This is a genomic window from Streptomyces sp. NPDC057616 (genome assembly GCF_042800575.1).
Classification (GTDB): domain Bacteria; phylum Actinomycetota; class Actinomycetes; order Streptomycetales; family Streptomycetaceae; genus Streptomyces.
This window is the reverse complement of sequence record NZ_JBHVGU010000042.1, coordinates 40595-64259: the sequence shown is the minus strand read 5'-3', so window position 1 is coordinate 64259 and position 23665 is coordinate 40595. Positions and strand designations below refer to the sequence as shown.

20 protein-coding genes and 1 pseudogene are annotated in these 23665 nt (G+C 72.3%); 5 read left to right on the top strand and 16 right to left on the bottom strand.

Features of this window, described 5'->3' with window-relative positions:
* Positions 1–20 precede the first annotated feature (20 nt).
* From ACFU97_RS38005 to ACFU97_RS37995, 3 genes are all read right to left on the bottom strand, one after another.
* On the bottom strand, positions 21–710 hold the full coding sequence (locus ACFU97_RS38005) for an alpha/beta fold hydrolase (protein ID WP_384265644.1): 690 nt from the start codon (positions 708–710) through the stop codon (positions 21–23).
* Complete coding sequence (locus ACFU97_RS38000) at positions 707–2302, bottom strand: purine-cytosine permease family protein (protein ID WP_384265642.1); 1596 nt, start codon at positions 2300–2302, stop codon at positions 707–709. Before ACFU97_RS38000 ends, ACFU97_RS38005 begins: the two co-directional genes overlap by 4 nt.
* Before the next feature lie 194 nt (positions 2303–2496).
* Positions 2497–3060: a hypothetical protein gene (locus ACFU97_RS37995; protein WP_384265639.1), complete on the bottom strand. Its 564-nt coding sequence runs from the start codon at positions 3058–3060 to the stop codon at positions 2497–2499.
* 324 nt (positions 3061–3384) lie between these two features.
* Between ACFU97_RS37995 and ACFU97_RS37990 the strand changes: the two genes are divergently transcribed.
* On the top strand, positions 3385–3819 hold the full coding sequence (locus ACFU97_RS37990; RefSeq protein ID WP_384265637.1) for a protease inhibitor: 435 nt from the start codon (positions 3385–3387) through the stop codon (positions 3817–3819).
* Positions 3820–3958: 139 nt separating this feature from the next.
* Here the strand turns inward: ACFU97_RS37990 and ACFU97_RS37985 are convergent, their stop codons facing one another.
* The 6 genes from ACFU97_RS37985 to ACFU97_RS37960 form a co-directional block, all read right to left on the bottom strand.
* Entirely contained in the window at positions 3959–4336 is a 378-nt protein-coding gene (locus ACFU97_RS37985) for an STAS domain-containing protein (protein WP_384265634.1), read from the bottom strand.
* 149 nt (positions 4337–4485) lie between these two features.
* On the bottom strand, positions 4486–4683 hold the full coding sequence (locus ACFU97_RS37980) for a CDGSH iron-sulfur domain-containing protein (protein WP_384265632.1): 198 nt from the start codon (positions 4681–4683) through the stop codon (positions 4486–4488).
* On the bottom strand, positions 4664–5338 hold the full coding sequence (locus ACFU97_RS37975; RefSeq protein ID WP_384265629.1) for a HemK2/MTQ2 family protein methyltransferase: 675 nt from the start codon (positions 5336–5338) through the stop codon (positions 4664–4666). Before ACFU97_RS37975 ends, ACFU97_RS37980 begins: the two co-directional genes overlap by 20 nt.
* Positions 5339–6352, bottom strand: a complete 1014-nt coding sequence (locus ACFU97_RS37970) for an iron-containing redox enzyme family protein (protein WP_384265627.1) — start codon at positions 6350–6352, stop codon at positions 5339–5341. It abuts the gene before it with no gap.
* A gap of 90 nt (positions 6353–6442) precedes the next feature.
* Positions 6443–7453, bottom strand: a complete 1011-nt coding sequence (locus ACFU97_RS37965) for a Ppx/GppA family phosphatase (RefSeq protein ID WP_384265624.1) — start codon at positions 7451–7453, stop codon at positions 6443–6445.
* 192 nt (positions 7454–7645) lie between these two features.
* A complete protein-coding gene (locus ACFU97_RS37960) occupies positions 7646–9148 on the bottom strand; it encodes an MFS transporter (RefSeq protein ID WP_384265622.1) in 1503 nt (500 codons plus the stop codon).
* Positions 9149–9315: 167 nt separating this feature from the next.
* On the opposite strand from ACFU97_RS37960, the gene ACFU97_RS37955 reads away from it, so the two are divergent.
* Together ACFU97_RS37955 and ACFU97_RS37950 are read left to right on the top strand one after the other, a co-directional pair.
* Complete coding sequence (locus tag ACFU97_RS37955) at positions 9316–9660, top strand: ArsR/SmtB family transcription factor (protein WP_384265619.1); 345 nt, start codon at positions 9316–9318, stop codon at positions 9658–9660.
* Between the two features lie 6 nt (positions 9661–9666).
* A complete protein-coding gene (locus ACFU97_RS37950; protein WP_384265617.1) occupies positions 9667–10194 on the top strand; it encodes an SRPBCC family protein in 528 nt (175 codons plus the stop codon).
* A gap of 4 nt (positions 10195–10198) precedes the next feature.
* Here the strand turns inward: ACFU97_RS37950 and ACFU97_RS37945 are convergent, their stop codons facing one another.
* The 5 genes from ACFU97_RS37945 to ACFU97_RS37925 form a co-directional block, all read right to left on the bottom strand.
* Positions 10199–13015 carry an NHLP bacteriocin export ABC transporter permease/ATPase subunit gene (locus ACFU97_RS37945; RefSeq protein ID WP_384265615.1) on the bottom strand — a complete coding sequence of 939 codons (2817 nt, stop codon included), beginning with the start codon at positions 13013–13015 and terminating at the stop codon, positions 10199–10201.
* Position 13016: 1 nt separating this feature from the next.
* On the bottom strand, positions 13017–15239 hold the full coding sequence (locus ACFU97_RS37940) for an NHLP family bacteriocin export ABC transporter peptidase/permease/ATPase subunit (protein WP_384265613.1): 2223 nt from the start codon (positions 15237–15239) through the stop codon (positions 13017–13019).
* Positions 15236–16042 (bottom strand): HlyD family efflux transporter periplasmic adaptor subunit, encoded by an 807-nt coding sequence (locus ACFU97_RS37935; protein ID WP_384265610.1) that lies wholly within the window; start codon positions 16040–16042, stop codon positions 15236–15238. The genes ACFU97_RS37940 and ACFU97_RS37935 overlap by 4 nt, the downstream gene beginning before the upstream one ends.
* Before the next feature lie 120 nt (positions 16043–16162).
* Positions 16163–16378: a type A2 lantipeptide gene (locus tag ACFU97_RS37930; protein WP_384265607.1), complete on the bottom strand. Its 216-nt coding sequence runs from the start codon at positions 16376–16378 to the stop codon at positions 16163–16165.
* Positions 16379–16858: 480 nt separating this feature from the next.
* Entirely contained in the window at positions 16859–17272 is a 414-nt protein-coding gene (locus ACFU97_RS37925) for a PaaI family thioesterase (protein ID WP_384265604.1), read from the bottom strand.
* A 191-nt stretch (positions 17273–17463) separates the two neighbouring features.
* Here ACFU97_RS37925 and ACFU97_RS37920 point away from each other — a divergent pair, with 191 nt between their 5' ends.
* Entirely contained in the window at positions 17464–18867 is a 1404-nt protein-coding gene (locus ACFU97_RS37920; protein WP_384265602.1) for a S1 family peptidase, read from the top strand.
* Positions 18868–18954: 87 nt separating this feature from the next.
* Here the strand turns inward: ACFU97_RS37920 and ACFU97_RS37915 are convergent, their stop codons facing one another.
* Entirely contained in the window at positions 18955–21099 is a 2145-nt protein-coding gene (locus tag ACFU97_RS37915) for a SpoIIE family protein phosphatase (RefSeq protein WP_384265599.1), read from the bottom strand.
* A gap of 335 nt (positions 21100–21434) precedes the next feature.
* Between ACFU97_RS37915 and ACFU97_RS37910 the strand changes: the two genes are divergently transcribed.
* The gene (locus ACFU97_RS37910; RefSeq protein ID WP_384265597.1) at positions 21435–22043 is read left to right on the top strand and encodes a LuxR C-terminal-related transcriptional regulator; all 609 of its coding nucleotides are present in this window, start codon (positions 21435–21437) and stop codon (positions 22041–22043) included.
* A gap of 306 nt (positions 22044–22349) precedes the next feature.
* Here ACFU97_RS37910 and ACFU97_RS37905 read toward each other — a convergent pair.
* Positions 22350–23300, bottom strand: a pseudogene (locus tag ACFU97_RS37905) (ATP-binding cassette domain-containing protein); the annotation flags it as partial.
* Positions 23301–23665 lie beyond the last annotated feature (365 nt).

Sequence of the window (23665 nt, the reverse complement as noted above, 5' to 3'; positions counted from 1 at the left end):
GGCAGGGCGGAAACGCGGGGTCAGACGGCCGATTCGTGCAGGATGCGGGCCAGTTCGCGCGGCTGCGAGAACATCGGCCAGTGGCCTGTGTCCAGGTCGGCCCGCCGCCATGGCTCGCTCTTGAGGAGCGCGGCCACCTCGTCGCTCGGCTCGGGGCCGTCCAGCAGGCACTTGACGTACGTCGTCGGCAGTTCGGCGGGGGAGCGGGTGAGCCGGGCCGGTTCGGTGAGCGAGGCACCGGGGTGCGGTGTGCCGTCGGAGACGATGCGCGCGATCTGCTCGTCGGTGAGTCCCTGCCCGGCGAACTCCTCGGCCCCGGGCGTCGGCCAGAGCCCGTCGTGCTCGGCGATCGACCGGCGCACATGGTCGCTCGGCCAGCCCGACAGGAACGAGGCACCGTCGGAGGGGACGTTCGCGTCGACGTACACCACCCGCCTCAGCCGGTCGCCCAGCCGCTCCGCCGCCTGCCCGACGGGGACGCCCGCGTAGCTGTGCCCGACCAGCACCACGTCGGCGAGGCCGAGGCGCTCGACCTCGTCGACGACGTCCTGGACGTGCGTCTGCAGTCCCGCCTCGCTCCCCTGTTTCTCGGCGAGCCCGGTCAGTGTCAGGGGATGGGCCTCGTCCCCGGCGGCCCGCAGTCCGGCCGCCACCTCGTCCCACGCCCATGCGCCGAGCCAGGCACCCGCCACCAGTACGAAGTCAGTCATGCCCGCAACGTAGCGGAAGGGTCCGACATCGCCTCTGCGCCGGCCCCCGGCCCGGTGATCGGCGGCACCGGCACCTCCACGGTGCGCGCCAGCCGCGCCCCCTGGGGCCCGTAGGCCGCCCGCGGTTCGGGGAACAGCCGCAGCAGCGTCAGGTAGAGCACCGCGGCCACCACCAGGGACAGCGGCAGGCTGATGTCGACGCCGCCCGCCAGGTCGCCGAGCGGGCCGACGAACTGGCCGGGGATGTTCGTGAACAGCACGCCGAGCAGCGCCGAGACCCACCACGCGGTCATGCCCCGCCAGTTCCAGCCGTGCGCGAACCAGTAACGGCCGCCGCGCTGGCGGCGGTTGAAGACCTGGAGGGCGTCGGGGTCGTACCAGCCGCGCCGGGTGAAGAAGCCCAGCATCATCACGACCATCCACGGCGTGGTGCAGGTGATGATCATCGTGGCGAAGGTCGAGATGGACTGCACGAGGTCCAGGCCGAACCGGCCGACGAAGATGAACGCGATCGACAGCACACCGACCAGCACCGTGGCCTGCACGCGCGAGAGCCGGGGGAAGACCGAGGAGAAGTCCAGCCCGGTGCCGTACAGCGCGGTCGTGCCCGTCGACATGCCGCCGATCAGGGCGAGCAGACACACCGGCAGGAAGTACCAGGCCGGGGAGATGGCCAGCAGCCCGCCCACGAAGTCGGGGGCCGCCGGGTCGACGTACTTCGGGGCCTGCGCCGCGATGATGCTCGCCGTCGCCAGGCCGAAGACGAACGGCACCAGTGTCGCGATCTGGGAGAGGAACGCCGCGCCGACCACCCGCCGGCGCGGGGTGCTCGCCGGGATGTAGCGCGACCAGTCGCCGAGGAACGCCCCGAACGACACCGGGTTCGACAGCACGATGAGCGCGGCGCCGATGAAGGACGGCCAGAACAGGGACTGCGTCGCCGCGTCCGCCGAGGCCGTGAAGACGCCCGCGTACGAGGGGTCGAAGTCGCCGGCGAAGGCGATCGCGCCGAGCAGGAACAGCACGGTCGCCGAGGCCACCGCGACCTTGTTGACGAACAGCATGAACCGGAAGCCGTACACGCACACCGCGAGGACCAGTACGGCGAACAGGGCGTACGCGACGACGTAGGACGGCGTGCTGCGCTCCAGGCCGAAGAGCCGGTGCGCGCCGCCGACCAGGGCGTCGCCGGAGCTCCACACGGAGATGGAGAAGAACGCGATCGCGGTCAGCAGCGACAGGAACGAGCCGACCACCCGGCCGTGCACGCCCAGGTGCGCGGAGGAGGAGACCGCGTTGTTGGTGCCGTTGACGGGGCCGAACACCGCCATCGGGCACAGGATCAGCGCACCCGCCACGACCCCGAGCAGCGTGGCCGCGAGGCCCTGCCAGAAGGAGAGGCCGAAGAGGATCGGGAACGCGCCGAGGACGCAGGTGGAGAAGGTGTTGGCGCCGCCGAAGGCGAGCCGGAACAGGTCGAGCGGTGTCGCGGTGCGGTCCGCGTCGGGGATGCGCTCGACGCCGTGCGCCTCGACCTCGGTGAGGGCGGGCGGCGCGGCGGGGGAGTCGGGAAGCTCGGACGGCGAGGACAAGTCGGGCTCCAGCGGGGGCGGTTCGGTGGAGCGCTTCGTGGCGCGGCGGTGTGGACGGCCGGTCGCTGCCGCGGGGGTGTGCGGCGGACGTGGCGGCCGTCCTGGCGGGGTGCGCCGACCGTACGGCGGCGCACAATACCCGCACCAGTGGACGCTTCATCCATCTTTCGCGCCGGGGCTGTACGAATGTTCCCTCACTCGTCGTCCGCGGGAGCCTCCGGTGCGGCGTCCTCCGGCTCGGTGTCCGGGCCCTGCGCCCGCACCCGCTGGACGTGCTCGAGCGAGTCCCGCAGTTCGGTGAGCCAGTCGTCGGTGTGCCGCTGGACCAGGCGCACGCACCAGGCGAGGGCGTCGCTGCGGCTGCGCGCGACACCGCCGGCCATCAGGGTGTCGAGCACCTGGCGCTCGGGCTGGCGCAGCCGGGTCATCACGGGCGCGGCGACGTGGGTGAACAATGCGCGCTCGCCGCCGCACTCCACGCCCCAGGAGACCTTGCGCCGGAAGCGGTGCTCGGCCTCGCGCGCCACCTCCACGCGCGCGTCCCTGGTGCGCTCCCGGAACTCCTGGATCCTGCCCTGCACCGCGGCCTCCCGCTCGGCGTCCGAGGCGCCCTCGGCGAGCCGGGGTGCGGGGATGCGGCCGATCACGGTGATCTCCTCGCGGTCGACCGTGAGCTCGGTCAGTTCCTCGAAGAGGTCCTCGGGGACGCGGCCGGCGAACCAGCCGCGCAGCTTGTCTCGTTGCTCCGTCGTAATCATGTAATGACGATTACTCGCACGGACCATGAACACAAGGGGGCGGGAAGGAGTTAGCCGAGAGCTCAACCGGAATGTTTCAGGCCTATTAACCAGGCGCCGGAAATCGGCCAGTTGGCTTCATCGGTCGATCAAGGGCCGCTCAGTTCCGGGGTTTGTGCGTTCGAATTCCGTAACTTCGCGCCACTGATTGAATACAGAAGGTTACTGAAACACGTGGGGTCGAGGTGTTTTTCCGCAGCGGACTCGGCAGACTCGCGCTCGCCGGTCCGGCACCCATCCGGAATCCTCCGGCACACCCTCGAATCCAGCGGAAGGATGCACACAATGCGGAACACCGCGCGCTGGGCAACGACCCTCGCTCTCACGGCCACCGCCGTCTGCGGACCCCTCACCGGCGCCGCCCTCGCCGACCCGGCCCCCGTCGCCGGCTCGCTCTACGCCCCCTCGGCCCTGGTGCTCACCGTCGGCCACGGCGACAGCGCCGCCACCTCGACACCGCTGCGCGCCGTCACCCTGTCGTGCGCCCCTACGGCCTCCGGCACCCATCCCGCGCCGGTCCAGGCCTGTGCCGAACTACGCGGTGTGGGAGGCGACGTCACCGCCCTCACGGCGAGAGACGACGTGTTGTGCACCAAGCAGTACGACCCGGTCGTGGTGACGGTGGACGGCGTCTGGCAGGGCAAACGCGTCTCCTACGAGCAGACCTTCGCCAACTCGTGCGTGAAGAACTCCTACCTGAGCAGCGTCTTCACGTTCTGATGGACCGGGATCGCGGAGTGCCGGCGCGCATCTGAAGCGGCCCGCAGTTGGGGAGTGCGAGTCCCTTGTCGCGGGGTACCCGGCGATCTCGCACCAGGGGTCGGCAGGGCGGAGTGGGGCCGCCCGCCGACTTCCTGGATCATGTCCGCCCCTCCCCGGGGAGTGCGGGGAGGGGCGGAAGCCTTTTCATCAGGCCCGCCCCGCGCAGCAGGCGGAGGATGTGGGGCGCGTCGGAGACCAGGCGCAGCCGGCCGCCGTGCTCCCTGGCCCGCGTTTCGCCCCGGCACAGCACGCGCAGTCCCGAGCAGTCGATGAACTCCACGGCGCGCAGATCCACCAGCACGTCCGGGGCCGGCGGCGCGGTCGCCGCGTCCAGGTGATCCAGGACGAACTCCGCGGTCGCCAGGTCGATTTCGCCCGTGACCTCGACGACGACGAATCCGTCCATCGTCCGGGTACGGGCATGCGGGTTCGCCGTAGGCGGTTCGGGGGCGTGGTCGTCAGCATCCGGAGTCATGGCCGCTCCACCGGGCCAAGAAGCGCATGGGATCTCGGTAGTTACCCCGGTGCGCCGGTCGCCATCCCTGTGAGGACGTCGTCCGGCCGCGGTTCACTCGACCTGATGAACGCCAGCAAGATGTCTTGACAACTCGGGCGGCCACGCACCTACTTGCGGTCGCGGTGACTCGTGTCGCACCAGGGGAAACGGCGGCTGCGTCGGCACGTGCAGAGCGCGACCCGGAAGCGGTCGGAGCGGACCGTGCTGCCGTCCTCCAGCTCCACCTCGACGGGCCCCTCGACGAGCAGCGGGCCCTGGCGCTGGACCTTGATCCGGCGTGCGGGTTCAGAAGGGGAGTTCGGCACGGACGACCACCAGCTCTTCCTTCCCGGCGGCGGCGGACATCAGGCCCCGTCCGCGCAGCCAGTCCGCCCGCGAGCGCAGGACCGGGCCGAACGCGATGTGGCGGCGGCGGGTGACGGCCGCCTTCATTCCGGCGCCGTGCAGATGGCCGAGTGTCCGGTCGGGATCGCTGAGCGCGGAGTGGACCAGCAGCAGGACACCGCCCGGGCGCAGCAGCGCCGGGGCCTCCCGGCAGATCCGGTCCACGACCAGGCGGCCGTCACCGCCCGCGTCCCAGGCCCTGGCCGCACCGTGCCGCGGCGGGCGCGCGGCGGGCGCCGGTACGTACGGCGGGTTGGAGAGGATCAGGTCGAACCGCCGGCCGCGTACCGGTGCGAACAGGTTCCCCTGTCTGACGTGCAGCGGAAGCCCGGTCAACCAGGAGTTGACGCGGGCGGTGCACACGGCCCGCCACGAGAGGTCGACCGCGGTCACGCGGGTGCCGCGCCGGGCGGCCTGGAGCGCGAGAGCGCCGGTCCCGGTGCCCACGTCGAGCACGTCCGCCCCCGCGTGCAGCGGCTCCTCGGACAGGGCTCCGGCCAGGAGGTTCGTGTCGTCCTGCGGGGCGTAGACGCCCGGCGTCACCAGTGGTTTCACCGGACCCAAGTACCCCGGCATTCAGGAAGTAATGGATATTTCGGGAGATATCGGCGTTCGTAGCGACGACCTGCCCGCGCGCCAGTCTCCGAGCAGCCGGGCGGCGAGGCGGTCCTCGACGTAACCGGTCGCGTCGACGCCGAACACCACGTCCGGCGCCAGGTGTGGCTCGTCGGCCAGCAGACCGTCCACCACTTCATGGCGTACGACCTGCTCATGGACGGCGTCGGCCTCGACGTGCTCGTCGTAGAAGTGCTCGGCGGCCGGTCCCGCGCCCGTGCGGCGCATCGCCTCGGCCAGCCGCCGCGAGCCGGGCGACGAGGTGATCTCCACGGCCGCGAAGTGGCCCACCAGCGCGCCCCGCAGGGACCGGTGCAGCCCGAACAGGGACATCAGGTTGACCGTGACGAGCATCTCCGCGCTCGCCGCGTCGAGATAGCGGCCGTACGTCGTGTCCAGGCCGAGGTCCGTCATCAGGTCGGCGAACAGGCGCGCGTGCACCCGTTCGGCGCGGCCGCCGCCGAACTCGTCGAACTCCACCGCCGCCATGGCCGCCTTGGCCCGGCCCGCGAGCCGCGGCAGCACCCAGGCGTGGGGGTCGGCCTCCTTGAGGTGGTACACCGAGCGCTGCGCGGCGTACTCCCTCAGATGCCACAACTCGCCCTCGTCGCGCAGGAAATGGGTGACGCCGCTGCCGTCGACGGGCTCGACGAGCAGCTCGGCGATCGCGTCCTCGACGCTGTCGTGCACGGGGGTGTCCGCGCGCAGGGCGGTCAGGAAGCGGTGCTCCAGTGCTGCCCGGGTGCGCAGCAGCTCGGGGTCCCACTCGTGGTCCGGGCCGACACCGCCGAAGCCGCGGTAGTGCAGTTCGTAGCAGAGGTGGAGTGCGAGCTGGAGGTCGTCGCCGTAGGCGTCCGCCGCCGCGACGTCCTCGGGTCGCGGCAGCGGACCGGCGTCGAGCAGATGGCTCTTCACGGCGGCGGAGACCGGTCCCCGGGGGATCGGCAGCCGCGGGCCCGCGTGGTCGTGCGTCATGCGGGCCGGGTACCCGTCCGGCGGTGGGCCATCCACCGCAGGTCCACCACGGCCCTCCGCGTCCCCGGAGCTCCCGGCCCGGCCGCCCGTTCAGGTCGTCGCGGCCGCGAGGTGCAGCAGGCGCACCGGGTCCGGGGGAGTGGGCGCCTCGTTGGCGCGGGTGATCTCCGCCCACCAGGACGCGCCGTCCTCGATGTGGCGCAGCAAAACGCCCTCGCGGATCGCCCACGGGCAGATGCTCACCGTCTTCAGGCCCGCCAGCTTCAGCGCGGTGTGCCCGACCACCGCTCCGGCCAGGCTCTGCCGGGCGCGCGGCGCGGAGATGCCGGGCAGTTCGGCTCGCTCGGCGACCGGCAGGGCGGCCAGCCGGCCGACCGCGTCCCGCAGGTCCCGGCGGTGCATCTGCCGCTCCTCGAACGGGCCGTGGCGCCCGGGTGCCGCCCCGCACAACCGCCCCAGCTGCTGGAACGTACGCGAGGTGACGACCGCGGTGCGCGGTCCTTCCCAGCGGATCCGCGCCGCCACGTCCCGCAGTTGGTGGCGGACCTTGCGGCGCAGCGCCCGCACCTGATCCGGGGCGGGGGGCTCGTCGTCCGGGAAGAACTCATGGGTCAGCCTGCCCGCGCCGAGGGGCAGCGAGGCTACGAAGTCCGGCAGCCGGCCGCGTCCGAAGGCCACTTCGAGGGAGCCGCCCCCGATGTCCAGCAGGGCGAGCGGTCCCGACCGCCAGCCCATCCAGCGGCGCGCCCCCAGGAACGTCAGCTCGGCCTCCACCTCGCCCGGCAGGGTGCACAGCGCGATCCCGGTCTGCGAGCGGACGGCGCGCAGCACCTCCTGGCGGTTCGGCGCGGCCCGCACCACGGCGGTCGCGAAGGCCAGCGGACCGGCGGCACCCCAGCGGGTCGCGGTCCGGCTCGCCTCCGCGACCGCCGTGACCAGCCGCTGCACCGCGTCTTCGGGGATGGCGGCGCCCGGCTTCACCTGCTCGCTCAGCCGCAGCCGCCACTTCGCGGTGTGCACCGGCAGCGGCACGCCGCCCTCGGCGTCCGCCACCACGAGCCGGACCGTGTTAGATCCCACGTCCACCACGCTTGTTCTCATGGCCCGGTGGGTACCCCACTCCGGACTCCCACACTCTCGCCGCGGGTGCCGAAAGCGAACCGGCAAAGCCGCGCGAGGGCACGGGACATGGCGGGCGCAGGCACGGGACAGGGAAGCCGTCCGCATGCGGAGGGGCCGCCGTCTCCCTGCGGACGGCGGCCCCTTGGACCGATGCGGCTCAGGTCCCCCGGATCACATGTGGACGACGGGTGCGGCGTCCTCGTGCTGCTCCGGAACCCCGCGGCGGTAGAGCAGGAACGCGATCACCGCGCCGACGGCGAACAGGCCCGCCGACCACCAGAAGGCGGTGGTGTAGCTCTCGATCGTCGCCTGGGCCCGGGCCAGCTTGTCGGCCGGGTTCTTGCCGACCAGGTAGTTGGTGGCGGCGCTCGCGGCCAGCGTGTTCAGCAGCGCCGTACCGATCGAACCGCCCACCTGCTGCATGGCGTTGACCGTGGCCGAGGCCACGCCCGCGTCCTCGGCGGCCACTCCGCCGGTGGCCAGCTGCATGGCCGCCGGCATCACCAGGCCGAGTCCCGCGCCGGTGACGATCAGCTGCGGCAGCACCGCGCCGGAGTAGGTCGAGCCGAGGTCGATCCCGGCCAGCCAGGCCATGCCGACCGCTGCGATCGCGAAGCCCAGCGGCACGACCGCCTTCGGGCCGATCCGCGGCACCAGGACCGTGGTGCCGAGCTGCGCGGCCACCATCAGCGCGCCGACCATCGGCAGGAACGCCACACCCGTCTTGGTCGGGCTGAAGCCGAGGTTGAGCTGGAGGTAGTAGGTGAGGAAGAGGAAGACGCCGAACATGCCGCCGGCGGAGATCAGCACGGCGAGGAACGAGGCGGCGCGGTTGCGGTCGAGCAGGATGCGCAGCGGCAGCAGTGGGTGCTCGGCCCGCGTCTGCCACCAGGCGAAGGCCGCCAGCAGCAGGCCACCGGCGATCAGGAAGCCCCAGGTCAGCGGCGAACCCCAGTCGTGCGTCTCGGCGTTGGAGAAGCCGTAGACGAGGGAGAAGAGACCGGCGGCGACCAGCACCGTGCCCGGTACGTCCAGCCTGGCGCTGCGGTCGTCGCGGTGGTTGGTCAGCAGGATCCAGCCGCCGACGAAGGCGACGACGGCGATCAGCACGTTCACGTACAGCGTCCAGCGCCAGTCGAAGGCGTCGGTCAGGACGCCGCCGAGCAGCAGGCCCACCGCACCGCCGGCACCGGCGATGGCGCCGTAGACGCTGAACGCCCGTGCGCGCTCCTTGGCGTCGGTGAACGTGGTGTTGAGCAGCGAGAGCGCGGCCGGGGCGAGCAGCGCGCCGAAAGCACCCTGGAGGGCGCGCGCGGTGACCAGCATCCCGAATCCGTTCGCGGCGCCGCCGAGCGCGGAGACCCCGGCGAAGCCGACGACCCCTATGAGGAAGGCGGTCTTGCGGCCGAAGAGGTCGGCGATCCGGCCGCCGAGCAGCAGCAGGGACGCGAAGGCCAGGGCGTAGGCGGTGACGATCCACTGCCGGTTGCCGTCGGAGAAGCCGAGGTCGGCCTGGGCCGAGGGCAGGGCGATGTTCACGATGGTGGCGTCCAGCACCACCATCAGCTGCGCGACGGCGATGACCGCGAGGATCCACCATCGCTTGGGCGACGCCTCGGGCGGCGCCTCGACCGCACCCTGGTGGGTGCCGTCGGTCAAGGTCTTCTGGGACATGGGAGAACCACTCCAGGGAAGTCGTTCGGGCGATACATAAACGAAACGGTTTCGTACACGTCGAAGTTAGACCACCGCGAGCGAAACGGCAACGTTTCGCTGGGGGAGGTGTGGCCACTCTCTCATATGCCTTGCGCGGAATATAACCGGCGAGGCATACTGGGCCCATGTCCGACGCCGCCCTCTGGGCCGCCCTCGCCGACCCGCACCGACGGGCCATCGTCGCGCTGCTCCTGGAGCGGCCGCGGCCCGTGGGCGAGATCGTGGAGGCGTGCGGTCTGAGCCAGCCGAGCACCTCCAAGCATCTGAAGGTGCTGCGCGAGGCCGGCCTGGTCCGGGTCCGGCAGGACGCGCAGCGGCGCGTCTACGCCCTCGACCCGGCCCCGATCGCCGCGCTCGACGCCTGGCTCGCGCCCTACCGCGAGCTGTGGAACCGCAGCCTGGACATGCTGGGCCGGCGCCTCGACGAGACGGCGCCGGACGATCCCGAGGAACCCGCCCCGAAGGACTGATCCGTCATGGCCGCTGATCTCACCGGCACCTATCTGACCCTGGACGACGGCCGCCCGGCCGTCCGCTTCAGCCGCGTCTACGACCATCCGATCGAGCGCGTCTGGCAGTTCGTGACCGACCCCGCGGAACTCGCGCAGTGGTTCCCCTCCCGCGCCGAGATCGACCCGCGCCCGGGCGGCACGATCACCTTCAGCGGCGACCCGAACATGCCCGAGTCCACGGGCCGGGTGCTCGGCCTCGACGAGCCGCGCCACCTCTCCTTCGTCTGGGGCGGCGACGAGCTCCACTTCGACCTGGAGGCGCTGGACGAGAAGCGCACCCGATTCACCCTCACCAACGTCCTGCAGGCCGCCGACACCGCGTCCCGCAACGGCGCCGGCTGGGAGGTGTGCCTGGCCGCCCTCGACGCGAAGGCGCGCGGCGAGCGCGTCGAAGGACCGCCCGCCGGGGCGAGCGCGTCGTGGAAGGAGTTCTACGACGGCTACCTCGAGGCCGGTGTGCCCAGCGGGGCGCCCGTTCCCGGCCTCGACTGACCCCTCACGCCATCTGGCGCCGCACCAGCTCGTGCAGCCGCCCGCCCGTGTCCGCGAGGAGCTGCGCGGGCGGCCCCTGCTGGGCGATCTTGCCGTCCTCCATCACGATCACGCGGTCCGCGTCCATCACGGTGGACAGGCGGTGCGCGATGACGACGCGGGTGGCGTTGAGCGCCTTGGTCGACTCGATCACCGTGCGCTGGGTCTCGTTGTCCAGGGCGCTGGTCGCCTCGTCGAAGAAGAGGATGCGCGGCCTGCGGATCAGCGCCTGCGCGATCATCAGGCGCTGGCGCTGGCCGCCGGAGACGGCACCGCTGCCCGAGACGATGGTGTGCAGGCCCATCGGCATCCGCTTGATGTCCTCGGCGAGGCCCGCCATCTCGGCCGCCGCCATCGCCTCCTCCGGCGTGTACGGCTCGGTGCCGCAGATGACGTCCAGGATGGAGCCGGTGAACGGCTGCGCGTGCTGCAGCACCACACCGCACTGCCGCCGTACGGCCGACTGGTCGAGCGCGGCCAGGTCCTGGCCGTCGTAGAGGACGCTGCCCGAGACCGGCTTGTCGAAGCCGATCAGGAGGCGCAGCAGGGTCGACTTGCCGCAGCCGCTGGGGCCGACGACCGCCACGAACTCGCCGGGCCGCACCGCGAAGGAGAGGTCGTCGAGGACGAGCGGGCCGTCGTCGGAGTACCGGAACGACAGCCGCCGCGCCTCGAGCGCGCCGGTCAGCGGGCCGGGGCGGGTGCTCCCGGTGCGCACCTCCGGGGTGGCGTCGAGGACCGGCTTGATCTCCTCGAACAGCGGCAGCGCGGCCACCGCCGAGACGAAGGCGCCGGTGAGCTGGGTGACCGAGGTCAGCACCATCGTCACCGAGGTGTTGAAGGTGAGGAACGCGGCCGCCGACATCACCCCGCGCGCCGGACCCGCCAGCAGCATGAACATCAGCAGGGTGCACAGCGGCAGGTAGACGGCGCCCGTCACGGTGGTGAGGTTCTTGATCCGCCCCACCTTCTGCTGCAGCTCGCGGCTGTGCGCGAACTCCGAGGCCCAGGCCGCGTACGCGTAGTTCTCGGCCGCCGCGACCCGGAGCTTGGGCAGCCCGCGCAGCGTCTGGAACGCCTGGTTGTTCAGCTTGTTGCCGAGCACGACCAGCTTGCGCTGCCACCGCACCTGCCACAGGCCGAGCCCCAGGAAGACGGCGGAGATGACGACGAGCATCCCGATCGCCGCCAGCGCCATCGAGGCGCTGTACCAGAACAGCAGCGCCAGGTTCATCGCGCCGATGGTCACCGACTGGGCGACGACGGGCCCGACGCCCGCCATCAGCCGGCGCATCGCGCTGATGCCCATGGCCGCGCTCGCCAGCTCACCCGTCGAGCGCTCCGTGAAGAACTTGGTCGGCAGCCTCAGCAGCCGGTCCCAGACGGCCGGTTGGAGAGTCGCCTCGATCCGGCCCTCCATCCGCAGGATGGTGAGGTTCTCCAGCAGCATGAACGCCGCCGCCACCAGGCTGCTGAGCATCACGGCCAGACAGACCTGGACGATCAGGTTCGTCTGGGCCTTCGGCACGTACTCGCCGAGCACCTTGCCGGTCGCGATCGGTACCAGCGCGCCGATCGCCACCGTCACCAGACCGCTCATCAGCAGGTTGGACAGATCGCGTCCGGTTCCCTGCATGCTGAACCGCAGCAGCCCGAGCGGGCTGAGCCGGCGATCGGGGAGCGGCCGGTAGAACATCACCGCGCGGGGCTCGAACTCCTCCGCGTTGGCCTTCTCGATCGGTGTCTCGCGCCCGGTCGCGGGATGGACGGCGACGTAGCCGCCGCGCCGCCACAGCAGCGCGACCGGCGCGCCCGACAGCGCCCGGTGGCCCACCAGCGGGCCGACGTCGTCCCGCCACCAGGTGCCGTCCAGCCGGACCGCGCGGGTCCGGACGCGGGAGGCGATGGCCACGAGCTCCACCGGGTCCAGCCGGTCGTTCTCCGTGCCGCTCTGGGCGGGCTCGGCCAGCTTGATCCCGGCCGCCTCGGCGACCAGCCGGCACGCCGCGTACGAGGCGTCGGCGTCGGCGGCCGTGGTGCGCTTGGACGAGGACTTGCCGATGGAGGCGAGCAGCGTGCGGTCGGCCTCGGCCCGGACCGCCTCGCCCGCCTTGATGCCGGCCGCCGTCCGGGTCTCGTGCGTGCGCTCCAGCTGCTCGATCCAGCGGTCCAGCGTGGTCAGCAGCCGGTACTGCTGGTCGACCATGCTCTGCCAGATGCCCGGGTCCATCAGCAGGTCGGCCGCCGCCTCGGCCCCGTACAGGGAGCCGTACTGGACGCTGCCCGGCGGCACCTGCATCCAGAAGACGTCGTCGTCGGTCAGCTCGGCGGCGCGGTCGTTCGCCATCGGCGCCTGGAAGAGGATGGACAGGCTGCGGCCCACGCCGAGGGCGAGGGCGTACTCCAGGGGGCTGGTCTGCGGCGGGACGTACTGCGGATTGCCGTACTCGTCGTAGGACCAGGTCTGGGTGTTGGCCGGCTGGTACAGCTCGCGCAGTCCGATGCGGTGCACCACGCAGTCGCGCAGCGGGCGCGCCACCAGGGTGTGCTGGGGGCCGGGGACCGGGCCGAGCAGCAGCGAGCCCGCCTCCAGGCGGCCGAGGTGGTGCCAGTGGCCCTGCTGCACGGCGTCCACCGCGAACAGGTCGAGGCTGCCGGACGCGACCAGCCACAGCACCTGCGGGCCTTCGAGGTCGAGCCGGTTCAGGCCGGTGCAGTCGATGCGCGAGCCCATGGACCCGAGCGCGCCGAGGACCAGGTCGCCTTCCTGAGAGGTCGTCATCTCACCGTTCCCTGACCAGCGCGGCGTACGCGCCGCCGTGTGCCACCAGGTCCTCGTGCCGTCCGCGCTCCACGACCGTGCCGTGCTGGAGCACCACGATCTCGTCGCTGTCGCGCACCGTGCTCAGCCGGTGCGCGATCACCACGCAGGCGCAGCCGCGCCGGCGCAGGTTGTCCATCACGACCAGCTCGGTCTCCGCGTCCAGGGCGCTGGTCACCTCGTCCAGGACCAGGATGCTGGGCCGGCGCACCAGCGCCCGCGCGATCTCCAGGCGCTGGCGCTGCCCGCCGGAGAAGTTGCGGCCGTCCTGCTCCACCCTGCTGTGGATGCCGCCGGGGCGGCGCATCACCACGTCGTGGAGGGCCGCGTCGCGCAGGGCGTCCACCACCGCGTCGTCCGGGATCGACGGGTCCCACAGCGCCACGTTGTCGCGCACCGAGCCCTCGAAGAGGAAGACCTCCTGGTCGACGAAGGAGACCGAGGCGGCGAGCGCGCCGCGCGGGATGTCGTCCAGGCGCCGCCCGTCGATGCGGATCACGCCCTCCCACGGGGTGTACAGGCCCGAGATCAGCCGGGAGACGGTGGACTTGCCGCTGCCGGAGCCGCCGACGAGGGCGACCTGCTGGCCGGGGCCCACGGTCAGGTCGAACCCGGTGAGCAGCGGCTTGTCGAGCGGGTTGTAGCCGAAGCTGATGTTCTGCAGCTCCACATGGCCGTGCAGGCGGCGCGTGGAGTCGCCGGCGCCGTTGCGGCCGTAGAGCGGGTCGGCCTGGAAGTTCTCGACGTCCTTGAGGCGGGCCACGTCGGCGGCGAAGTCCTGGATGCGGCCCGCGACGCCGTTGAGGCGGGTGATCGGCGCGGTGAAGCGGGTGACCAGCGACTGGAAGGCGACCAGCAGGCCGACCGAGATGCCGCCCTCGACCGCCCGCATGCCGCCGATCCACAGGATCACCGCGCTGTTCAGCGACGCCAGCGTCGGGGCGACCACGCCCAGCCAGGCGCTCGGCACGCCGAGCCGCTGCTGCTCCTCCAGCGTGGTGGCGTGCTGCCCGGCCCATTTGCGGAAGTAGCCGTCCTCGCCGCCGGTCGCCTTCATCGTCTCGATCAGCTGAAGGCCGGTGTAGGCGGTGTTGGTCAGCCGTGCGCTGTCCGCGCGCAGCTTGGCCGTCCGGGTCGCCCGCAGGCGTACGACGACCCGCATGGCGACGATGTTGAGCAGGGCGACGCCGATGCCGACGAACGTCAGCTGCGGGTCGTAGGTGTAGAGCAGGATCGCGTAGAGCACGACGACCACGCAGTCCACGCCCGCCGCCGCCAGGTCGCGGGCCAGGGTCTCGGCCACCTGGTCGTTGGACTGCAGCCGCTGCACCAGGTCGGCCGGGCTGCGCTGGGCGAAGAACGTCACCGGCAGCCGCAGCAGATGGCGCAGGAAACGGGCGCTGGAGAGGGTGGAGGAGATGATCCGGCCGTGCAGCAGGTTCGACTGCTGCAGCCAGGTCAGCACCACCGTCAGCAGCACGCACGCGCCCATCGACGCGAACAGCACCGTCAGCAGCGAGGTCTTGCCGCCGATCAGGAACTCGTCGATGTAGGTACGGCTGAGGGCGGGGACCGCCGCGCCGACCAGGACCAGCAGGAGGCTCGCCAGCACGGCGGCGGGCATGGTGCCCGCGGTGCCGCGCAGCCGGGCCGGCATCGCGCCCAGGACGCCGGGCTTGCGGCCCCCCTTGGCGAAGCCGTCGCCGGGCTCCATCACCAGCACGACGCCGGTGAAGCTGCCGTCGAAGTCCTCCATGGGCACGAACCGGCGGCCCTTGCCGGGGTCGTTGATGTAGACCCCGCGGCGGCCGAAGCGGCGCCCCATGCCGTCGTAGACGACGTAGTGGTTGAACTCCCAGAACAGGACGGCCGGCGTCTTCACCTCGGCGAGCGCGGCCGTGTCCATCTGCATGCCCTTGGCCGTCAGGCCGTAACTGCGCGCCGCCTTCAGCAGGTTGCTGGCGCGCGAGCCGTCGCGGGAGACGCCGCAGGCGATGCGCAGCTCCTCCAGCGGTACGTGCTTGCCGTAGTGGCCGAGGACCATGGCGAGGGAGGCCGCGCCGCACTCCACGGCCTCCATCTGCAGGACCGTGGGCGTGCGGACGGTCTTCGCCCTGCCCGTGGGCACGGGGCGCTTGGGCGGAGCGGCGCGGCGCCTGCTCCGCGTCTCCTGTGCGGTGCTCACGGCAGCAGCCAATCGACGGGACGCTGGTCGGCCAGCCGGATCGAGCCCGAGGCCAGGGTCATGGAGGAGAGGCGGAAGGGCGGCCCGTCCTTGGACGACCACCGGTAACCGCTCTTCGTGCTCGACGACTTGTCCAGCTTGACCAGTACGGCCACCGGGCGGCCCTTCTTGGTGAACTGCTCGCCCAGCTGGCTGTCCCCGAGGAACGCGGCGATCTGCTGGGACGACTGCGCCGAGCGGTCGACCGACTTCACATGACCGTGCAGCACGCCGTACGTCTGGGTGGGCACCGAGGAGACGGTCAGGTCCACGGTGGCGTCGGCGGGTATGGAGGCCGCGTTCTCGGCCGGGACGTAGACCGTGGCGTAGAGCGGGTCGTCGGCCTTGGCGACCTTCTCCACGGCGGCGACGTTCGCGCCGGTCTGGATGATCTGGCCGATGGTGGCGGCGAGGCCGGTGATCCGGCCCGCGGCGACCGTGCGGACGACGGTGTCGCCCTGGGCCGTCTTGACCTTCAGGACCGGCGCGTCGGCCGGGAGGCGCTCGCCCTGCCGGGCGAGGACCGCGGTGACCTGGCCCGCGACCGGGCTCTGCAGGATGTAACTGCCCTCGCCGTGCGTGAGGATGGCGGGCGCGCCGACCGTGGAGGTCACCGAGCCGGTCACCGCCCACACGGAGGCGGCGGCCATGGCGACCACCGTCACGGACAGCACGAGCCAGCCCTGGGGGCGGGCGAAGCGCACCGGAAGGTCCAGCTCCTCCGGTGACTGGAGCTTGGCGAGGGCCTGTTGGCGGAACTGCACGGAACTTCCCTCACCTGAAAACGAGAGAGGACCGGCTCGCGCGAGCCGGCTGGTTCACGACAACCGAAGGCCCCGGAGCCGCGATACGACTCCGGGACTCAACGATCACAAAAGGTGCGATCAGAGACCGGCGACCAGGTTGGTGACCGGAGCGGTGCTCAGGCCGGTCACACCCTCGACGGTGCCGATGGCGGTGTTCAGGATGCCGGAAACCGGGGCAACGCCGTCCAGGGCACCGGTGACGGTGTTGACCGCGTTCACGGAAAGGCCGCCGGAGACGTTGTCGAGCTCGGCGTCGGAGATCTCGACGGTCTCAACACGGGGGGTGGAGTTCATGATGGAACTTCCCTTCGTATGGATATTTCACAAGGGGGGAGCGGCCCCCCTCTGGGGGACAGAGCGACGGCCGCGACCGCGAGCGCCGGGCGCCCGTTGCCGGGAACCCTTCGCGGCCCCCGCGGTGCGATGGATCAAAGCACGCTGCGGGGTCGGGCTTCCAATCAACCAGGCGCCTCACCAGGCAACTTGGACCTCAGTAATACCGATCGGTGCAGGCCTGCGCACGAATCTGTGGCGAGTTCTTCACATGCGTCACGGCATCGGTTCGCCCGGAGTCTTGCCGCCCGATCGACGAATCCGACACTCCCGTCACAACGGCGTGGGGCAAGCCTCGGGGGTGTGCAGATCCGTCGCGGGCGGTGACTCCGTTGCGTATTGGCTGTGCAGATTGGTTGAAGCTTGGATTCAGATGCGTGTTCTGGACGGAGGGTGGCCGTTCGACTGCGGACGGTGTCCGCCGACGGGGTCCCGGCCGTGTCAGCCCAGCAGCGCGTAGACCGTGCTCGCGCGCGCGGCCAGTTCCCCTGACACCGCGTCGGTCATCGAGATGTCCGCGAAGGCCATCCGGCGGCCGAGCTTGGTGAGCACCGCCTCGATCAGGACATCCGCACCGGTCACCGCCCGCTGGAACGAGGTGGACTGCTGCACCGTCGTCATCGGGACGAACGCCCCGCGCGCGGCCGACACCGCGATCACGGTGGCCGTGTCGGCGGCGGCCATCAGCGCCTGCCCCGACAGCCCGCCGCCCTCCCGCGACAGCCGGTCCGACCAGGGCAGGCGCAGCGTGGCCCGGTCGTCGCCCAACGCCTCCACGGTCAGGCCCAGTTCGAGGACCCAAGGGGCGAAGTTGGCGGAGAGGATCTTGTCGCCTTCGGCGGTGGTCATCGTCATATGGGCGATTGTTCCCCGCACCTGAGAGTCAGTCGCGGGTCATGGCCGATTCGGCATCGGGCAAAGCGAGTTGGCAAACGGAATTGAACGCACCGTGCGGCCCGTGCGTACCAACAGCCATCCAGGCGCCCGAACAGAACAGCTGCCGCACGGCGGCACAGAACTCCGGTCCCCCCAGGAGGTCGAGAAGTTTGAGTCACAAGCGAATTCCGAAGCGCAAGGCCGCGATCGCGGCGGGCAGCGTCGTGGCGCTCGGCGCGGCCGCAATCCTGCTGCCTCATGCCAACGCGTCGCAGGACGGCTCGTCGACCGACGCGGCCCCCCGGACCATGAAGGCGACCGACGCCTCGGATCTCGCCTCGCAGCTTCAGGGTCTCCTCGGTCAGGCCTTCGCCGGGTCGTACTACGACGCAGCCGCCCAGCAGCTGGTCGTCAACGTCATACCGGGCGACAACAACAACGTGGTCGTCCAGGCGAAGAAGGCGGGCGCGAAGGTCCGCGAGGTCAGCAACAGCCTCGCCGCCCTGAAGACGGGCGCGCAGACGCTCAAGGCCAAGGCGACCATCCCGGGCACGGCCTGGGCCGTCGACCCGAAGACCAACAAGCTCGCCGTCACGGCCGACTCCACGGTCACCGGCGCCGACTGGGACAGACTGACCTCGACGGTCAAGAGTCTCGGCGACGGCATGGCCACGGTGAAGCGCTCCTCCGGCACCTTCAAGACGCTGGTGTCGGGCGGCGACGCCATCTTCTCCCAGGTGCAGGGCGGCACCGTCCGCTGCTCCCTCGGCTTCAACGTCAAGGCCAGCGACGGCTCCCCGGCCTTCCTGACCGCCGGCCACTGCGGCGTGGCCGCCAAGCAGTGGTCCGACTCCGAGACCGGACAGCCCATCGCCACGGTCGACCAGGCCACCTTCCCCGGCAACGGCGACTTCTCGCTCATCAAGTACGACGACCCCAACACCCAGGCGCCGAGCGAGGTCAACACCGGCGAGGGCCAGGCCGTCCAGATCACCCAGGCCGCCGACGCCACCGTCGGTGAGCAGGTCTTCCGGATGGGCAGCACCACCGGTCTGCACGACGGCACCGTCACCGGCCTCGACGCCACGGTCAACTTCCAGAGTGAGACCGACCCGAACGGCGTCGACACCGTCACCGGCCTCATCCAGACCGACGTCTGCGCCGAGGCCGGCGACAGCGGCGGCTCCCTGTTCACCCAGGACGGCAGCGCGGTCGGCATGACCTCCGGCGGCAGCGGCGACTGCACCAGCGGCGGCGAGACCTTCTTCCAGCCGGTCACCACCGCGCTGCAGGCCACGGGCGCCACGCTCGGCGACGGCGGCGCGGGTGCGGGCGCCGGTGACCAGGGCGGCTCCGCCGACCCGTCCGCCTCCGCGGGCGACCAGGCCGGTGGCGGCGACACCGTCGGCGGTGGCGACACGGCCGACCCGTCCGCCACGGCGAGCGACGGGACCGGCGACCAGTCCGGGGCCGGTGCGGGCGACCAGGCAGGCGCGGGCGACCAGAGCGGTGCGGGCACCGGTGACCAGTCCGGCGCCGGCGACGGTTCGTCGTCGCTCACCGGAACCCACTGATCGGCCGGACCTGCGCTTCCAGGTCGACGGTGAACGGTCCGGCCCTCCGGCGGGAGGGCCGGACCGCGTCGTCCGGGCGCCCGGCCCTCAGGCCTGCGGCCGGGCCCTGAGGAGCAGCAGCGCCACGTCGTCGAGCCGGTCGCGTGCGGCCGGGCTGTGCCGTACGAGGTGGTCGGCGAGCTCGTCCAGGGGCAGCTCCCCGGCCTCGGCCAGCCGCTCCCCGAGCCCGGCGAGCGCGTCCTCGATGTCCGTGCCGGGGGACTCGATCAGCCCGTCGGTGTAGAGGGCGAGCACCGAGCCGGGCGCTAGGTCGACCTCCGTCGTCGGATACACGGCGCCGCCGTCTATGCCGAGCAGCGGACCGCCGGCCAGGTCCAGCACCCGCACCTGCCCCCCGGGCCTGCGCAGCAGCGGCGGCGGATGTCCCGCCCGCGCCATCACCGCCCGCCCGCGCGCGGGATCGAGCCGCAGGTACAGGCAGCTCGCGAACAGGTCGGCGCCGAGGTCGATCAGCAGCCGGTTGGTGCTGCGCATGACCTCCTCAGGGGCCTGCCCGACCGTCGTGTAGGCGCGCACGGCCGTACGGATCTGCCCCATCAGGCCGGCCGCGGTCACGTTGTGCCCCTGCACGTCCCCGATCACCGCCGCGGCCACCCCCTGGGAGGGGACCAGGTCGTAGAAGTCGCCGCCGATCTCCATGCCGTGCGTGGCGGGCAGGTAGCGGGCCGCCGCCTCCAGGCCGGGCAGTGACGGCAGCGAGTGGGGCAGCAGCGCCGCCTGCAGGCCGTGCGCCAGCTGGTGCTTGGCGTCGTAGAGCAGGGCGCGCTCCAGGGCCTGCGCGATCAGGCCGCCCAGACTCGTCAGCACGGCCCGCTCGTCGGCGGGGAACGCGTGCGGTTCGGCGTAGGCGAGCACACACGTCCCCACCGGCCGCCCCGAGGCGACCAGGGGCAGATAGGCCCAGGCCGCGAAGCCGTCGGGGGTGGCGTGCCGCGAGGGATACAGGCGCTCCAGCTGCTCCTGCGAGTCGAAGAACGCGGGCACCCCGGTGTTGAGGGCGTGCGTGCCCGGCGTCGGCTCCGCCAGCGGCAGCCCGTTGAACCGCTCCACGAGGTGCGGTTCCTCGTAGCCGCGGTGCCCGAGCACATGCAGCCGCCCCGCCCGTGAGCCGAGCATCACCAGCGCCTGGCTGCCCACGGCGGGCGCGATCTCGTCCGCGACCAGCTGCACCACGTCCTGCACACCCACCGCCTCGGTCAGCGCCCCGGCCAGGGTCAGCACCTGGGAGATGGTGACCAGCCGGGAGGGGGCGTCGCCGGGCTGCGGGGCGGCCTTGTGCATCTCCGACACCGCCCGCGCGCGGGTGACCCGGACGCTCAGCCCGGACGTGCTCGGGTACAGCCGGAACGACAGCCAGTCGCCGGGCGGCCGCAGCGCCACGAACGACATGGTCTGCTGGCTGAGCAGCGCGCCCCGGTAGCGGTCCTCGTAGACGGGGTCGTTGAGCCAGGGCACCGACGCCCACAGCTGGGTGCCGAGCAGCCGGCTGACCGGCAGCCCGATCAGCTCGGCCGCCGCCGCGTTGGCGAAGCTGACCCGGCCGTGCAGATCGAGCGAGCACAGCCCGTACGGCAGCCGCGACACCATACGGGCCGCCTCCACCGAGCCGAGCGAGCCCGCCGCACCGCTCACCGCCGGCACGCCGAGCAGATCGGGCTCCTGCAGCACGGGGCGGCTGTCCTCCATGGCGCGTTCCAGCCGCAGCGCGAGCCGGCCGCAGGCCGCGGTCAGATGCTCGCGCTCACGGTCCGACAGCTCGGGCGGATGGGCGCCGGGCCAGGTGACGAAGACGGCGCCGTACGCCGTCGACTCCGTCGCCACCGGCAGCGCCGCCAGCGAGAAGTGGTACGGCAGCACGACCGAGATGCGGGGATAGCTGCGCGCCATCTGCTGCTCGCCGCCGACCCACACCAGCCGCCGCTCCCGCAGCGCGTCGGCCACCGGGATCGGCGCGCTGAGCCCGACCCGCTCCCAGGGAGCGGCGAAGGCGCGGGGCAGCCCGGCCATCACGGCCATCTCCAGCACGGGTTCGTCGGGCGCCAGCAGATACACCGCCCCGGAGTGCGCGTGGACCTCGTCCATCATCGACGCGAGCGCCAGGGACAGCAGTGGCCGGCCGACGCGCGTTCTCGCGGCCGCCGGCGCCTGTACGGACCTCTGCCCGTCGGACACGCCGACCACCTCCTCGCACGGCCGGGCGACGGGTCCCAGGGACTAAATCTGCCCCGTGACGGCCGCTCGCGCACGGCGAGCGGTGCCACCGGGCGCTGGGCCGGTACCGCGGACGGGCGCAGGAGTGCCCCGAGACGGTGAAGAACGGGTGCGTACCCCCCTGGCCCGGAACCATTCCCCCTCGGTCGTTGCGCGCGGTGGTGCGCGAACGCCGGGCGTGCGCCCCCGAGCCCCGCAATGGCCGGAACTTCGCGCCCCTCGGGTGGTGCGGACGCCAGGAATGGGCACGCGTTCACCACTAATCAGACCGGCGAACGGGAAACGAGGGGCGGGCTGTGATCCGGGTATTACTGGTGCACGATGCGTGTCTGGTGCGATCGGTGCTGGCGGAGTGGCTGCGGAGGGAGCCGGACCTGCGGGTGGAGGACACGCCGTGGCGGGGGGCCCACGGCCGTGCGCGGCTGCTGCGCCCCGATGTGTGCGCGGCGGATCTGGAGGCCGCGGACACCTACGGCGTCCCCCCACTCGGCGACCTGTGCTTACGCGGCCAGGACGAGATACGGCCGCGGCTTCTCGTCCTGGCGAGCGCACACCGCCCCGGCCTGCTGAAGCGGGCCATCGAAGCCGGCGCGACCGGCTATGTGGACAAGGAGGGCTCACCGGACCACCTGGTGCGGGGGATCCGGCGGGTCGCCTCGGGGGAACGATTCGTCGACGACTCGCTCGGCTACGGCTTCCTCAAGGCCGCCGAGATGCCACTGACCCGGCGCGAGCTGAGCGTGCTGTCCCTGGCCGCCGAGGGCGCCTCCGTCGCGGAGATCGCGGGCAGCCTCCATCTCTCGCACGGGACCGTGCGCAACTACATGGCGGCCATCACCCGCAAGACTGGCGCCCGCAACCGCATCGACGCGATCCGGATCTCGCAGGGGGAGGGCTGGCTCTGACGGAGTCCCGGGCAGGGCCGCGTCCGGCGGCCCGGACATCCAGCGGCCGACGAGCTCCCGGTACAGCGGCGACCTCTCCAGCAGTTCGTCGTGGGTGCCGTACGCCGTGCCCCGCCCGTCCATGACCAGCACCCGGTCCGCGCGCCGGGCCGAGCTGATGCGGTGCGCGACGACGACGAGCGTGCCGCCCGGCCGCCGCGCGAAGGCCCGCTCGGCGCGTTCCTCGGCCTGCGGATCCAGATGGCAGGTCGCCTCGTCGAGCAGGGCCAGCGAAGCGTCCGACAGATAGGCCCGGGTCAGCGCGATCAGCTGCCGCTCGCCGGCGGAGAGCGCCGCGGGGTCGACCTGGGCGCCGGGCCCGCCGAGCGCGTCGAGCAGCGGACGGAGCCCCACGGCGTCGGCCGCCGCGAGCAGTTCCGCCTCGGGTACCGGGTCCGTCCGCAGGTGGGCGAGGTTCTCCGCGAGGGTGCCGGTGAAGACGTACGCCTCCTGCGGGATGAGCACGCGAGACCGCGCGGCCGCCGCGGAGGGAACCGGCATCCCGCCGATGCGGATCGTGCCGTGACGCGGCTCCAGCAGTCCCGCGACCAGCGCGGTGAGCGTGGACTTCCCGATCCCGCTGGGGCCGACGACGGCCAGATGGGCGCCGGGGGCCAGGCAGAGGTCGAGGTCCTCCAGCACCGGGGTCGCCGCCGCGCCGTAGGCGAAGGTGAGGGAGGCGAGGGAGAGGGCGGGGGAGTCCTCCCGGGGGTGTCCGACCGGTTCCGGCGGCGTCTTCGGCGCGGGCGCCGGCGCCAGGCGCCGCAGGACCACCGTCAGGCGTGAGCCGCTCGTGCCGAGGCCGTGGACCAGGTTGCCCAGCGCCGGCAGGAGGGACTGGGTCACGTAGGCGAGCGCGCCGACCAGGGCGCCCGCGGTCACGCCGTGGGACAGGAGCCAGGGGGCGGCGGCGAGCAGCAGCACGATCGGGAGGTGGCCGCCGACCGCGAGCGCCGCGACCCGTACGACGCCCCAGCGGGCGAGGGAGCGGGCCGCGCGCAGCTCGGCGTCGACGTACTCCGCCGTGCCGGCGGCGATCCGTTGCTCGGCGCCGGTGGCGGTGATGTCCCGCAGCCCCGGGCAGACGGCACCGAGGTGGTCGGCCAGGGCCTCGTCGGCGACGAGGAACGCCTCCTGCCGGCGGGCCAGCGGCCGCAGCGACGCCGCGAACAGGGCGACTCCGGCCACCAGCGTTGGGCCCACGGCCGCCAGCAGCATCGGGGCGAGCGAGAACAGCCCGGCCAGCGCACCCACGGCCGTGAACACGAACGACCGCGACACCATCACCAGTCCGGCGAAGGTCTCCCGCGCGATCTCCACCTGCTGGGTGAGGCCCGACAGCGCTCCGCCGTCGCCCTCGCGCACACCGCGGTCGACGACCCTTTCCACAAGGCGGTCCCGGAGGGGCTCGACCAGCGCGGCCATGGCGCCGTAGACCCGCCCGGTCCCGTACGCCCCCACGACGACCCCGAGCGCCGCCACCCCGAGCCAGGCGAGCCCGACGTCCACCCGCCCGGCCAGGAATCCCGCGTCGAGGGCGCGCGCGGGGGCGTACCCGGTGAGGAAGGTCTGCCCGGTCTCCA

Excerpts from the sequence above, each read along its gene's own strand:
- ACFU97_RS38005 (WP_384265644.1), bottom strand. The coding sequence starts at position 710 with ATGACTGACTTCGTACTGGTGGCGGGTGCCTGGCTCGGCGCATGGGCG.
- ACFU97_RS37995 (WP_384265639.1), bottom strand. The coding sequence starts at position 3,060 with ATGATTACGACGGAGCAACGAGACAAGCTGCGCGGCTGGTTCGCCGGC.
- ACFU97_RS37990 (WP_384265637.1), top strand. The coding sequence starts at position 3,385 with ATGCGGAACACCGCGCGCTGGGCAACGACCCTCGCTCTCACGGCCACC.
- ACFU97_RS37985 (WP_384265634.1), bottom strand. The coding sequence starts at position 4,336 with ATGACTCCGGATGCTGACGACCACGCCCCCGAACCGCCTACGGCGAAC.
- ACFU97_RS37975 (WP_384265629.1), bottom strand. The coding sequence starts at position 5,338 with ATGCCGGGGTACTTGGGTCCGGTGAAACCACTGGTGACGCCGGGCGTC.
- ACFU97_RS37970 (WP_384265627.1), bottom strand. The coding sequence starts at position 6,352 with ATGACGCACGACCACGCGGGCCCGCGGCTGCCGATCCCCCGGGGACCG.
- ACFU97_RS37965 (WP_384265624.1), bottom strand. The coding sequence starts at position 7,453 with ATGAGAACAAGCGTGGTGGACGTGGGATCTAACACGGTCCGGCTCGTG.
- ACFU97_RS37960 (WP_384265622.1), bottom strand. The coding sequence starts at position 9,148 with ATGTCCCAGAAGACCTTGACCGACGGCACCCACCAGGGTGCGGTCGAG.
- ACFU97_RS37955 (WP_384265619.1), top strand. The coding sequence starts at position 9,316 with ATGTCCGACGCCGCCCTCTGGGCCGCCCTCGCCGACCCGCACCGACGG.
- ACFU97_RS37950 (WP_384265617.1), top strand. The coding sequence starts at position 9,667 with ATGGCCGCTGATCTCACCGGCACCTATCTGACCCTGGACGACGGCCGC.
- ACFU97_RS37945 (WP_384265615.1), bottom strand. The coding sequence starts at position 13,015 with ATGACGACCTCTCAGGAAGGCGACCTGGTCCTCGGCGCGCTCGGGTCC.
- ACFU97_RS37930 (WP_384265607.1), bottom strand. The coding sequence starts at position 16,378 with ATGAACTCCACCCCCCGTGTTGAGACCGTCGAGATCTCCGACGCCGAG.
- ACFU97_RS37925 (WP_384265604.1), bottom strand. The coding sequence starts at position 17,272 with ATGACGATGACCACCGCCGAAGGCGACAAGATCCTCTCCGCCAACTTC.